The organism is Ureaplasma zalophigenitalium (genome assembly GCF_025780055.1).
GTDB lineage: Bacteria > Bacillota_I > Bacilli_A > Mycoplasmatales > Mycoplasmoidaceae > Ureaplasma > Ureaplasma zalophigenitalium.
The window spans coordinates 24,060-38,291 of sequence record NZ_JAOXHJ010000005.1; the positions used below are offsets into that span (position 1 = coordinate 24,060).

At 31.9% G+C, this 14,232-nt stretch carries 7 protein-coding genes; 6 read left to right on the plus strand and 1 reads right to left on the minus strand.

Features of this window, described 5'->3' with window-relative positions; translation table 4 throughout:
* The first annotated feature begins 1 nt into the window (after position 1).
* Positions 2–2,983, plus strand: a complete 2,982-nt coding sequence (locus tag OF365_RS02425) for a hypothetical protein (RefSeq protein WP_263818023.1) — start codon at positions 2–4, stop codon at positions 2,981–2,983.
* A 67-nt stretch (positions 2,984–3,050) separates the two neighbouring features.
* Here the strand turns inward: OF365_RS02425 and OF365_RS02430 are convergent, their stop codons facing one another.
* On the minus strand, positions 3,051–3,758 hold the full coding sequence (locus OF365_RS02430) for a hypothetical protein (protein ID WP_263818024.1): 708 nt from the start codon (positions 3,756–3,758) through the stop codon (positions 3,051–3,053).
* A 231-nt stretch (positions 3,759–3,989) separates the two neighbouring features.
* Between OF365_RS02430 and OF365_RS02435 the strand changes: the two genes are divergently transcribed.
* From OF365_RS02435 to ftsH, 5 genes are all read left to right on the plus strand, one after another.
* Positions 3,990–6,866, plus strand: a complete 2,877-nt coding sequence (locus OF365_RS02435; protein ID WP_263818025.1) for a DUF31 family protein — start codon at positions 3,990–3,992, stop codon at positions 6,864–6,866.
* 2 nt (positions 6,867–6,868) lie between these two features.
* Complete coding sequence (gene uvrA, locus OF365_RS02440; RefSeq protein ID WP_263818026.1) at positions 6,869–9,694, plus strand: excinuclease ABC subunit UvrA; 2,826 nt, start codon at positions 6,869–6,871, stop codon at positions 9,692–9,694.
* Positions 9,695–9,703: 9 nt separating this feature from the next.
* A complete protein-coding gene (locus tag OF365_RS02445; RefSeq protein ID WP_263818027.1) occupies positions 9,704–11,368 on the plus strand; it encodes a hypothetical protein in 1,665 nt (554 codons plus the stop codon).
* A 102-nt stretch (positions 11,369–11,470) separates the two neighbouring features.
* Positions 11,471–12,067 carry a hypoxanthine phosphoribosyltransferase gene (gene hpt / locus OF365_RS02450; RefSeq protein ID WP_263818028.1) on the plus strand — a complete coding sequence of 199 codons (597 nt, stop codon included), beginning with the start codon at positions 11,471–11,473 and terminating at the stop codon, positions 12,065–12,067.
* Positions 12,068–12,096: 29 nt separating this feature from the next.
* Positions 12,097–14,181: an ATP-dependent zinc metalloprotease FtsH gene (ftsH, locus tag OF365_RS02455; protein WP_334307601.1), complete on the plus strand. Its 2,085-nt coding sequence runs from the start codon at positions 12,097–12,099 to the stop codon at positions 14,179–14,181.
* The last annotated feature ends 51 nt before the right edge of the window (positions 14,182–14,232 follow it).

Below are 14,232 nucleotides of genomic sequence, written 5' to 3' on the forward strand. Positions count from 1 at the left end.
AATGAAAAAAAAGACACGTCTGATATGTGCTGTTTCCTTAGGATTAAGCGCTCTTAGTTTAATTAGTATTCCCGCAGTAGCGTGTAAAAGTGCGCAGAAAAATAATAATACTTCAGCGAACCGTTTTTCATATGATGATTATGTTATTGAAGCTCCAAATCGCTATGATGATTCACAATTCGCTTTTAATCAAGAAGATAGAGAAGCTCAACCTTATTTAAATCGGTATTTAGATAAAGCAACATTTTATAAAGAACAAAATAAGGATTTTTATCGTTATAACTTAATATATGACGGATCATTTGGTAACGAATTTAAACGAACAATTAATTTAAATGACCGGATTTTTGAAACGTGATACGAACGTTTAACAATTAATAGTATAAAAAAAGACATTCAAGCTTATATCTTTCAATTATTTAATCGTTATAACACATTGAAAGACGACTTTGTTTTTGGAGCATCTGAGATTCGGATTTCAGCAAAACGTGATCAGCAAACCCTAAATCCAAACCAAACTGTTATCTTATATGACGAAAAAACCGATATTAATGAGTTGAATAAAAACCTGAAATTTGATATTAGCTTTGATATTTACTTAACAAATCGCACGAATGGAGATTTAATTGTTAAGGATTTATTTAATAACGATGTATTAGCCATCCCTAAAAACTCTTCTTTAATTGTGCATTACAACGCACACGAAGCACGTTTATTCTTAGATTTTTATCGGGATCAAAAATATGAACAACTAAGTAATTTTGAAAACCAAGAATTAAAAAACAACTTTCGTTTAGGTTATAATTTTGAAAAAATGAAAATTACTTCTGAGTTAAAAGAAGTCCGCGAAGGAGCTAAAAAGGGTGAAGAAAATCTTGTGAAAACCTCAATTGGTCCATATGATTTTGAGTGAAATCACACAAATGTATATCCTCTATGGAACTCTTATGTTCTAAATAAATCTTTGAAAAATGTGACATACAAAAATAACATTTTTAACATGTACGAACAATTAAATAATGACTTAAAACCATTGAACGAAAACGATATCGTTAAGGATGTTGCAGATAATTTTTTACACCACCAAAACAAGGTTAAAACAACAGCCAATAATGTTTTTGATATTCTTGATGCAGTGTATAAAGATAAGCGTTTAATTGATTTATTGCGTAGCAATAGCGAAGCTTTTTATCAATTAGTTTTAAATTTCACAAACAGTCCAACAATAGCTAATATTGTGCGTGCTTTTGCTGAAAATCGTTCATTAGGTGTTGTTTTAGAAAACATTAAACCAGTCTTAAAATCTATATTAGACATTTTAATTAAAGATAACAATAGTATTAAAAAAATTATTTTCGAGAAATTCATGAGCATTAACTTTACCAACAATTTAATTGATGAAGTTGGTCAGTTTCAAACTTTAGTTAATTCTTTGGATTTAAAAGAAATTGTACCCTTTAAAAATTTAATTAATGCTGTTTTCCAAGAAGTTATTTTATCTGAAAAAAAAGCCAAAACAAAAAATAACGGCAGTTATGGAATTATTAATTTCTTTGATGATATAGTGAGTTTAATCTTATCAATTCCCGAGGATCAAATTCCAGAAGTTAATGTAGGAAATGAGCAAAATTTAGCAAAAATACTAAATAAAGTACGTGATTTATTGAATGTTTTTGTCCCTGTTGATAATAATTTAGAGGCTCCACGATATTTAATTTCTGAATTTAAAATTTTAGATTTAATCAGTTTAAACAAGGACCAAAAAGTTGACTATAAAATAGGATTAAAGAAAATTTTTGATTTACTTAAGATTTTTAATATATTCATCCCGCAAAATATCATGCAGGTTTTAGATGATTTTTTATTAAATAATCCCCAATGAACAAAAGCTAATGTGCAACAACTCTTACATGCAATTTTGTATTTGCAAACCGATCCTAACAATCCAGAAACTTCGGTTACTTTAAAAGAGTTTGTTAATAATTGGATTCAAATAGAATATGATCCGCAACAAATTACGATTAATTATGATGGTGAGAGTCAAACCATCAATAAATTACAAATGAATTATAAATACGTAATCAAGAAAAGTGTCTATTTTAATTTAGAAAACATTTACCGTTTACTCCCTAAAACACACCCTGATTATCAAAAAACATTTGATATTGTGCAAAATGAATTGCCCCGGCAAATCCAGTTAATTGCCGGTGATTATGTTAACCACCACATTAGCGTTAACCACCCGCAAAAAATAATCCCACTAATATACAAAGAATTAGAAACGAATAAATATAGTTTGGGCTATTATTTCTACCCTGAACACACCATTGATGTATCCTTGACTAAAACAATGTATAAATTTTTAGATAACAACCAATATAGTGATCGTGTCATTTTATCTAAACAATATTTATCACCACTTTTAAGTTTACTTTTTTATCACCAATGAAAGTTCATTCAACCATTCACAGTTTATTTGATTAACTCTTCATCAAGTTTAAAAGAGATTAATGAAGAACACCGAAACGAATGAATCGATTTTAATGAAAATGCCTATGATGAGGAATTTAGTTTTAATACAACATTATCTAAAAGCCTAAAAAAAGCAGATTTAAAAGCTGAATTGTTAGCATCGATTAGAACCGATATTCTAGACAAAATTAGTTTAACTGATGATTTGGATCGCACTTTAAATCTGTATAAAACTAACGACACATTAACACTTAACATCCAAAAGTTGGTTGACGCTGGTTTAGTTGAATTCGGGAGTAAAGTAGATTTAGTTAACGATGTTTGTATATCGGTAGTTCCTTTAGTAGTCGGTTTACCTGATGAACAAACGCACGCAGTAAAGACACCACTAACTTATCAAAATGTTTTATTTAAAAAAATTCTGATAACATTACATTTCAAAAAACCACTACTAGACAAATCTAATCCAGATAACCCAACACTTGTCTGAAGTAAAAGAATTATTATATAAGACTTATACATAAAAAAATCCTTGCCAAACCAGCAAGGATTTTTTGTTCTCTATGGCTAATTAAAAATTAGTGGCCGTGTTTGTGTGAATGAGTTGTTGAATGAGTGTGTTCGTGAGCGTGTTTAGCTTGTGAATCACAGCAATCATCTTTACCACAGCAATCATCTTTTTTAGGAGAATCACAGCAGTCTTCTTCACCGCAGCAACTGTCAGCTTTTTGTGAATCACAGCAATCATCTTTGCCACAACATTCATCTTCTTTGCTAACGTGAGCATGTTCGTGGCTGTGAGTCATGTCATGTGTATGCTCATGTTCGTGTTCTTCGCCTTCACTGTGGTGGTTAGTTTCGTGATCATGGTGATCATGTGCAAAGTGGTGGTCATGTTCATGTTCATGTCCATCGTGGTGATCTTCTTCGCCACAGCAATCATCTTCGCCACAACAATCTTCATCATCATTTGTGTAATCATTATCTTCGCTAAAATGAATATCTAAGAAAAATTCTGATAAATCAAGAACTGTTTCTTGTGAATTAACAAATGAGTCAAGGCGTTCTTGTAATTCTTTTTCTTTTAAAGAGAAAACAACAATTGTGTTTTGGAAATCTGAATATGATACATATAGTTCAGAACCTAAATCTGATGCGTCGTATTTAGCTTGGTCTTCTTGGTTTGCAATTTCAAGAAAAGTTTCAACATCTTCTGGTAATACGACAAAAGAACTAGCATTTGATAGAGAAACATAAGTTGAATTTAGTTTGATTAATTTAGTCATTAAAAAATATCTCCTTTTTAATTAAACTTTATATATTATTATTATAAACTATCCTAAGGTGAATATAATCACATAATCTCTGTAAAAAGAAGATTTATAGCATTATTTGTTCCAAAATATTTCATTTTTATCCAATTTAACCATTTTTATGTGCCGTTTTCTTGCATATCTTATTTATTTTTTTATAAAATGTGCCTAACTTTTAAATAATATATCGATGAAAGGGAGAATATGAAGACCAAAAAAAAGAAAATAATTTTATCTATTTTATTATCAGGTTCACTTTTAGGACTAAGTGCAGGATTCGTAACTGCCTGTCGTTTGAATGCTCCCGAACAAAAAGAGTTAACACCTAAAGAAACAGCTCATAAAACAGAAGATTTAAAACCAAAGAAACCAGAATTTCCTCTAACAATTGAAGTGGGAAACAATTTAGAATATGACTATCGTAATTTTCAGAATTGAAAAATTCCAGTAACGGTTAAATTTCAAGATTTTTTTGATTCCAAAGAAAACCCTATCACAGCAAAAATGGAAGTGGGAAAAACGCAGATTAACTGCCCAGTCATCGATGATTTTATTGTTGTACCCTTTGCTTCTTTAAAAATGAATACTAGGTATGAAAAGGTGAAAATTAGTTTTGTCAACCCATCTAATGAGTTAATAGCCCGCAGTGTTGTCACAAGTCTACAAACACCTAAAATAAACCTGTTTTTAAATTTTAAAGAAGCAAAGATTATTTTTGATGAAACAAGTGAAAAATGAAAGTTAATTAGCCAAATTAACTTCCCTTTTTTTAACTGAATAACTAAATTTAAAGTTAAATTGATTGATAAGCAAAACCCAGACAAAAAAATTGTTTCTTCCGAATCATTTGTACAAAAAAACAAATTAATCTTTAGTTTTGTTGAATCACTCTTGCAGAAGGATAAAGAATACATTTTAGATGATCTAATGATTTTAAATTTCGATGATAGTGAACAGACAGATTTCCTTTTTGAACAGTCATACCCACTAACCACTTATAGAAATGAACCCGAAAAAACAACCATTATTTTAAAAGAAGCCTTCTTTAATCATGATAGTATTAAAAAATCCACAACTTTAGAGTTGCAATTTGCCAACATAGCAGATAAATATTGTTTTCTAATCTTAGAAGCGTTTGATCCAATCTCACAAAAAACAACTAACTTAACAACAGAACCATTTCAAATCAAAACTGACGGTAGTGCATCATTGTTTTTTACATATCCTGAAAACTGAAAATACAAAATTAAAAATGTTAATTTTTTAAATGATCCAAAAGAAAAAAACGATCCAATATCTATTAAACAAAATAACAAATATTATATAATTCAAAACGGTCCTGATTTTAATAATCAATCTACGCTTCGAGTGCAAGAAAAAACATTTGCCTTTGATTTTGTTAACTGATCTAGCTTCCAAATGAATTTCAATAACAATATTGCCGTTCAGACGGAATTATCAGTAGAACAAGAGAAGTTGTTTGCTTATCAAGTTATTTATTTTGATAAGCAAAACCCTACTGTTGAATTAAAGTCAAACATTTATGCGCCATCTGATAAATCCTTAAAATTTATTCTTGATGAAACAATTAAAGGACATGAATATCAGATTTCAAAAGTGAATATTTACTTAAAAGAAAACTTAAATTACATTTGAAAAAGCATTGATGTAAATTATGGTTTCAATATTAATGATAACCTGTTGAATGAAGCACAACCATCTGCTAACATAGCTTATGTAAAAAATGTTTTACATCACGATGCCCGTTCGTTAATTAAATTTGTTCATGATAGAACATTTCGAATTATTTATCCTAGTGAATTTTATGAGCTTTATTCATCAATATGACCATATGAAAATTTAATAACACCAAAGGTTTTTACCGCAGGCACTGGTTGAGTTTTGGATAAAGATACATCCGATCCACAAGGATTAACTTATTATATAGCAACTAATTTACACGTCGTAGCTCAATTAAAATACCCGTTAATTGTAACTAATAATCAAAAATTGTTAACTATGAAAAATGTCAATGCCCGTTTGCTTAGTGAAGAAGACAAGAAGATACTAGGCGAACATTATGATGTTTACAATTTTTCGTACACAGATAACAAAAAAACTGCCTTCGGTGAAATCTATAATAACAAATTAGCTATATATGAACCAACGAATGAATTAAATTGAAATGATACACTGCAATTCCCTAACAATTCACTAGCGATGGATATTTTTCAAACGTATGCAAATGCTTATGCGAATGCAAAAGTTGTTACAAATGATACTTTTGATAATGCTGAAGAGACCCCTATTAGCCCGATAATTGATTATCAAATTTTAGATCCGTATATTTTTACTTATACTTACAAAGATTACCATAATAAACTAAACCAAAAAGATGATATTAAAGAAAAAAATATACCCAATGTGGGCGTAGATATGGCTATTATAAAAGTAAAACTCAACCCTAAACTACCCAAACCAAAGGCGTTTGTTGAATACGATCGTATACCTACAATGTTTGCAAGTTTAAAAACTGATGCTACCAATAATCATTCAGAAGAGATCGGATTATATGGTTTTTCAAGAATTGCAAAAGATGAAGGTCTTGACCAAGTTGCTAGTTATACTGGCATATCCAACCGTTATTACAACCCTGATTTATTTAAGTGAAACGAAGTTTTTGGCGAGTTTAGATTTGATTGAGCAGATAAAGAGTTTGTGCATAGTCCCAGCATACCAATTCGTGTTCCTTATAATATACACAATACCGAAGCTGAACGTAGAAACAAAAAGGAACTAATAGCTGCTATCGAAGAAAATAACTATTATTTTTATGTGGATAAAAACCAAATTAATTCCTATTTTCAACAAGGATCATCTGGATCTATGGTAGTAAATAAGAAAAAAGAATTGGTAGGAATTTTTTATGCTGCAGCACAAAATGAAGGCAAACCTTATTTTATATGACAAAATATAGATTATGATAAATATTATTCACCGTTAGCGTATTATTTAAAACATCGAACGAATGAGAACTCGTGATTAAAACAAAACCTTGATGATATTAGAAAAGCAGGATAAACATGGATAAATTAATAATCAAAAATGCCTATGCAAACAATTTAAAAAACCTGGATATTGTCCTTCCGAAAAACCAGCTAATTGTTATTACTGGTGTTTCTGGCTCGGGCAAATCTTCACTAGCTTTTGACACCATTTATACAGAAGGGAAGCGTCGTTATTTCGAATCGCTTTCCAGTTATGCGCGCCAATTTTTAGGTGGGAATGAAAAAGCCGATGTCGAAAGTATTGATGGATTATCACCAACTATAGCTGTAGATCAAAAAACAATTAGTCATAACCCCCGATCAACAGTTGGGACGAGTACTGAAATTTATGATTATCTAAGAGTTTTATACGCACGTGCGGGACAAGTGCATTGTTTAAATAATCATGGGATGATTTATGCACAAACTAAGAAGGAAATCATGGCATACGTTCAAACGTTTGACGTTGATGCTAAAATCGAAATCCTCGCTCCGATTGATTTACAGCATTATCGATCTCACAAAGAAGTTTTAAGTTATTTATTAGATGAGAATTTTGTACGGGTTTATTTAGATAATCAATTAACGTTAGTGAAAGACATTAACGTGCTGGACCCACAAACAAAATCTATTAACATTGTAATTGATAGAATCATCTTAGATAACGAAGAGCTGACAAAAAACCGTATTAGTGAATCCATTGATTTTGCCTTGAAGACAACCAATCAACGGGTAGTGATTAAAAATAACGATAATTATAAATTATTCTCAACAGTAGCGATTTGTCCAATTTGCTCTTTTAGCATGGGTAAAATTGAACCAAACCTTTTTTCTTTTAACTCTCCACATGGCGCATGTGAAACATGTAAAGGTTTAGGATATAATTTTGTTCCTGATGAAAACAAAATGATTCCTGATCCAAATCTAAGTATTAACCAAGGAGGTCTGGACTTTTTTAAAAACACAGTTAATACAGCAAATATGGATTGGCAACGATTTGCATGTTTAATTAAACATTATAAAATTGATAAAAGCGTGCCGATTAAAAATTTAAAGCCACAAGAGCGTAAATATTTATTGTACGGTTCTGATGAGCCTATTAACATTGATTTATTATCAGTTAATAATCGAGCACACACTAGTGTAGATTACGTTGAAGGCGTTTTGGAATTAATTAAACGCCGATACGAAGAAACTAATTCAGAACAAGCGCGTGAACACTATAACAAATATATGAGCGAGAAAACTTGTAAACAATGTCATGGTAAAAAACTGTGCAAACAAGCTCTAAGCGTAAAAATTAATAATTTCGATATTATTGATTTCACATATTTAAATGTAAATCAAGCAATTGACTTTTTCTTACAGTGGGAATTGGACAATGAACAAAAACAAATCGCCCTACCTTTAATTAAAGAAATAACCGACCGTTTAGGTTTTCTAAAAAATGTTGGATTAGACTATTTAGATTTGGCTCGGAGTTCTTCTAGTTTATCTGGGGGAGAATCGCAACGGATTCGATTAGCTACACAAATGGGTTCAAAACTAACAGGCATTTTATATGTTTTGGACGAACCATCGATTGGGTTGCACCAAAAGGATAATGACAAACTAATTGATACGTTAAAAGAAATGCGCGATCTAGGGAATACAGTAATTGTAGTTGAGCACGATTTGGACACAATTAAAGCGGCTGATTATGTCATTGATATGGGTCCTGGAGCGGGTGTACATGGGGGTTATGTTATCGCTCAAGGCACAGTAGAAGAGGTTCGAAAAAACCCTAATTCGATTACTGGTCAATATTTAAACAACACATTATCAATCCCTGTGCCCATCCAACGTCGCGGTGGTAATGGAAGCAAAATTATTTTAAAAAAAGCCAGCTCAAATAACTTAAAGGATGTTGATCTAACAATTCCTTTAGGAAAATTGATAGCTGTAACAGGTGTTTCAGGCTCTGGTAAATCAACCTTAATTATGGAAACTTTGGTGAAAGCTTTGGAATATCATAATTTCAATCCTTTTGTTACACCAGGAAAATATAAAAGTCTAGTGGGAAACAAGCATATTGATAAACTAGTATTAGTCAACCAGGATCCGATTGGTCGAACAACGCGAAGTAACCCAGCCACATATGTGGGGGTTTTTGATGACATTCGAACGGTTTTTGAAAACACAAAACTTGCTAAAGAAAAAGGATTTTTAAAAGGCCGTTTTTCGTTTAACGTACCAGGGGGACGTTGTGAAAAATGCATGGGTGACGGAACGATTCGTATTGCTATGCACTTTTTACCTGATGTCTACATTCAATGTGATGAGTGTGAAGGGCAAAGATATAATCAAGAAACATTAGATGTTAAATTTAAACAAAAATCGATTTATGATGTTTTACAAATGAGTGTCGAAGAGGCGTTGGAATTCTTTATAAACTTCCCGATTATTCATCGAAAACTACAATTATTATCTGATGTAGGTTTGGGTTATATCAATTTAGGAGCTAGCTCTACGAGTTTATCTGGGGGTGAGGCCCAAAGAATTAAATTAGCTAAATTTTTACAACGTAAACCAACTGGCAAAACCTTGTATGTTTTGGATGAACCTACAACGGGCTTACATTTGCATGACATTGCACAATTAGTCAAAATCTTTAACCGTATTGTGGATAATAATGATACGATTATTGTAATTGAACATAATTTAGACTTGATTAAAGTTTGTGACCATATCATTGATATGGGTCCTGATGGCGGAGATCAAGGGGGAACTATTGTAGCTACAGGCACACCTGAACAAATCGTAATCAATGCCCCTCATTCGTATACTGCTCAATACTTAAAACCATATTTAGAAAGAAAATAATACAAAATAATGACAAAAAAGAAAATTTTATGAACTTCAATCACCTTACTCCCTATAAGTAGTTTAATTGCGATTGCAGCGAGTTGTACACCGACAACAAAAAAACAATTAGACAATACTGATTCAAAACCAGATAAACAATCAGAGAACGTCGATATTAAAACAACGAAATTGGATAATGAAACTTTGTTAAACAACTTTATTGCACAAATAAGTGTTAAACGCCCCATGAGTAATATCCAAACAAACCTTACTTACAACATCAACAAAATTAAAAATGAAGAAACAAAAAAAGATCCTAATTTTTCAATAAATAACAAGAGTGTTTTTGAAACCAACCAACACGATATCTCTACTACAGATTTTAGTGCTTTTGTTAAAGGTTTAAATTTACAAAACGCAATGACCTTTTATACTGATGCTAAGACATTGGATATACCAAATGCACAGAATTTGCAAAAACCAAGTTTTGTGCCATTTAACTCCTTTATAGCTGATTATTTCTTTGACTCTAATTATGAACAAAGTGGTTTTTTAGACTATGATCAACAAAAAGGTCAAATTCGTTATTTTTCCTTAGTTGCTGATCCAATGAATACATCCGCTGTTTACCAAGCAATCCCTTCTTTTTTATCGGGTTTTAAAAAAACCTACGACCATTTCTTTATTTTTGACAAATCTCAATTTAATTGAACTGACGAACAAAAAAAATTAGCGACCTACCACGTTGTAGCTAAAAATGTAATGAACAACAAGTTATATGAAACAGATGCCACTTTTAATTACGCAAACGATAAACAATCCATTATTTATACTCGTTTAGATTTAAAAACAACCGACGTTGGGAATTATGTCATTGAACAAATTTATGACCCAATTAAACCCGGCGAAAACCTTTTGCTAGCAAAAAATATAGGATTTAGTATTTATGGCAAGAACAACCCGATTAAAGAAACAGCATCTATTAGATTTAATGCGTTTGTAGAACCTGTTCGTAGTCCATATACTGGGAAGGTTGAGTTGAAACGCAACTATACATTTGGTAATGTATTAGTAGATGAACAAGTCGCTAAAGATGATAAAACAAATCGAAAAGTTTCACCGCTCTATTTTGCTAAACCTCTTAGTGAAATTGATTTATATGAATTAGATCATATCTTTTTCCCTATTTTATACACCAATGAACCAATAGAAAACTTTGATATGCAATATGTGGTAGAAAAAGACTCTGAAGTTCCTCAACAGCTGAATTTTACAGTTAAATACATTCATAAAAAAAACAAAACCGTAGTTGAACCAGCAAATTCGATTGCCATTCGTTATACAAAAACTTATGACCCCGAGGTTTTAACAAGTGCATCTGTTGAATGTGATTTAAAAGCAGGTTCAAAAGAATCAATAGCGTTTATTAATAAATATGAGAAACAAGATTTAACTCAACTATCATCAGACCAACTCCTTGATATTGTTAATGAAGCATTTAGTATTTATTACACAGATATCGACTTAGAAAAATATAGTATTAAAACGATTGCCAAACTCCTGCCTAATAACCAGGTTGAACTATTTTTTTATGCAAGTTTTAAACAATCAAAAGAAAATATACAAACATCAAACCAGCCAAACATTTTAATTGGAAAGCAAAAAATCGCTTTATTTCAACATGCGAAGTAATCTCGTTTACTTAGGCTTGAATGTGTGTTATAAGTCTTTTAATGTATGTTATAATTAAAAGATTAATCAATACTTACTTGATCATTAAATAGAGGTTATATTTTGAAACAAATAGTAGACAAAAGAATTAAACAAGTTTTAATTACAGAAGAGGAAATTAATACCCGCATTCGCGATGCAGCAGAATGAATTAATACTAATTATGCTCATCAATCTCCAATCATGATTGGAATTTTAAAAGGTTGTATTCCTTTTCTTGGTAAATTACTTCCACATGTTAACGTGGATTTACGTTTAGATTTTATGGCCATTAGTAGTTTCCAAGGGAATATTGTTGCACAAACAGAACCAGAAATTATTACTGACTTAAAATTTAGTGTTCAAGGTGAAGACATTATTTTGGTTGAAGATATTGTTGACACTGGACGAACTATTAAAAAAGTTATTAATTTACTTTTGGCGCGTGGGGCTAATTCAGTAAAAGTTCTAACATTAGTAGATAAAAAAGAAGGTCGCAAAGTAGACTTAGTGGCAGATTTTGTTTGCTTTGATATTCCTCTTGTATTCATTGTTGGTTTTGGATTAGATTATAAAGAATTAATGCGAAACCTTCCATACATTGGAATTTTAAAAGAAGAAGTCTATTTAGAAGACATTGCACAACAAGCTAAGACAAATGAAGAAATGGGTGATAATTAGTGAATGTAAAACAAACTATTTGACAAAAAATGCGCCACTTTTTTGCAAATGACAGTACAGATGATAAACAGGATTTATCACAACCAAAAAAACCGAATTTATCGAGTGAAGACAAAAAGCGAAACAAACGAAAAACCATTATTATCGCCATCATTATTACATTATTAGTGGCTTTGGCAATTGGTTTAATTGTCTATTTTTCTTTACCTTCAAATGAAGTACCATTATTTGTTAAAAATGCAGTTCTAACAAACAATGGTGATCTAAAAATTTACGCTGATCCTTATGACTCAGGTCAGGCAACCATTTTAGCGCGCGAAGGGTTGCAAACTTATTTTATTTTTAAACCAGAGTATTTGGCAAACCCCAGCACTAAAATCTTTTTAGAAACTCCACTGACTTACCAAATTGCGTACCGCGACCCAACGAGTGGTTATATTTTTGAATTCCGTATAGCTATTGATAAAGAAAAAACCGACTACTTGTTAGGTTCCACTCATTTAAGCGAATTATTTGCCGGTCAAAATAATTGATTCCACCAATCACTACAACGTTTAGGTTATAGACCGCAAGGATTTGATGCGCGTGTTATCATTTCACCGATCATTTCAATCCTTCTAATGTTTATCTTTATTTATTTATTCTCTCGTATGGCTCGAGCGCAAAACGATGCGATTATGGGAGCAAATAAACAATCAGCGAAACTAACACGATCAAATGTTCGTTTTTATGATGTAGCTGGGATTGCTGAAGTAAAAAACGAATTAATTGAAATTGTTGATTTCCTAAAAAATCCTAAAAAATATGTAGCAGCAGGCGCAAGAATTCCAAAAGGTGTCATGTTATATGGGCCACCTGGAACGGGGAAAACATTAATTGCTAAAGCTGTAGCTGGCGAGGCTAACGTACCATTCTTTCAAACAACTGGTTCTTCTTTTGAAGATACTTTCGTTGGTGTGGGTGCGCGAAGAGTTCGTGAACTATTTGCTAAAGCTAAAAAAGTTGCTCCATCAATTATCTTTATTGATGAAATTGATTCAGTTGCTAAAAAACGTGGCAACTCATTAAACAATTTACAAGACCAAACAATCAACCAATTACTATCTGAATTAGATGGTTTCGAAACTTCTAGTGGGGTAATTGTAATGGCCGCAACTAACCGATTAGACACTCTAGATGAAGCGATACTAAGACCTGGTCGTTTCGATCGACACATTAGTGTTAACTTACCTGATTTAAATGAACGTCGTGATATTTTAAAAATCCACGCTAAAAACAAAAACATTTCTAAAAAAGTCGAATTACTTGAGGTTGCTCGAAGAACTCCTGGTTTCTCGGGTGCTCAATTAGAAAACGTGTTAAACGAGGCTGCTTTATTAGCCGTACGTGATAATTCATTAACAATAAAAATGACTCACTTAGATGAGGCCATTGACAGAGTTGTAGCTGGTCCAGCTCGTCCGCATAAGGTGATTGAGGATTATGAAAAGAAACAAATTGCCTACCATGAAGCGGGTCATGCTTTAGCTGGTCTTTATGCTCCGGGAACTGAAATTGTGCAAAAAATTACAATTATTCCGCGGGGTCAAGCATTAGGATACACATTACAGACTCCTGAAAAAGCAGAAAGTGTTTTACAAACAAAACAACAATTATTAAATCATATGCGTGTAGCTTTAGCGGGGCGAGCAGCTGAGGAAATTATTTTTGGTTTAGATCAAATTACAACAGGGGCTGCGAATGACTTTTATAAAGTAGCACGGATTGCTCGGGGGATTGTAGCACAATTCGGGATGACAGATTTCTCGTTAGCTCAATTAGTACCCACTGAAGGTGTTGATAACCCTTATCGTAATACATACTCAGAACAGACCGCTTATAAAATTGATCAAGAAGTTGAAAAATTAGTTCAACAAGAATATAAGAATGCAAAACAAGTAATTATGGAACATCGTGATGAATTAGAATTAATGGTGGAAACATTATTAGAACTAGAAACCATCTTAAGACCACAAATTGAATTCATTCATGAACATAAAAAATTACCTCCCGAAGTTTTAAAAGCCCGCGAAGAACGTTTAAAAAACGCTAGCAATTTAAACGATGCTGAGTAATTATCGTCATTAATAAAAGAAGGTGCCAGTGCACCTTCTTTTGTCTTATAA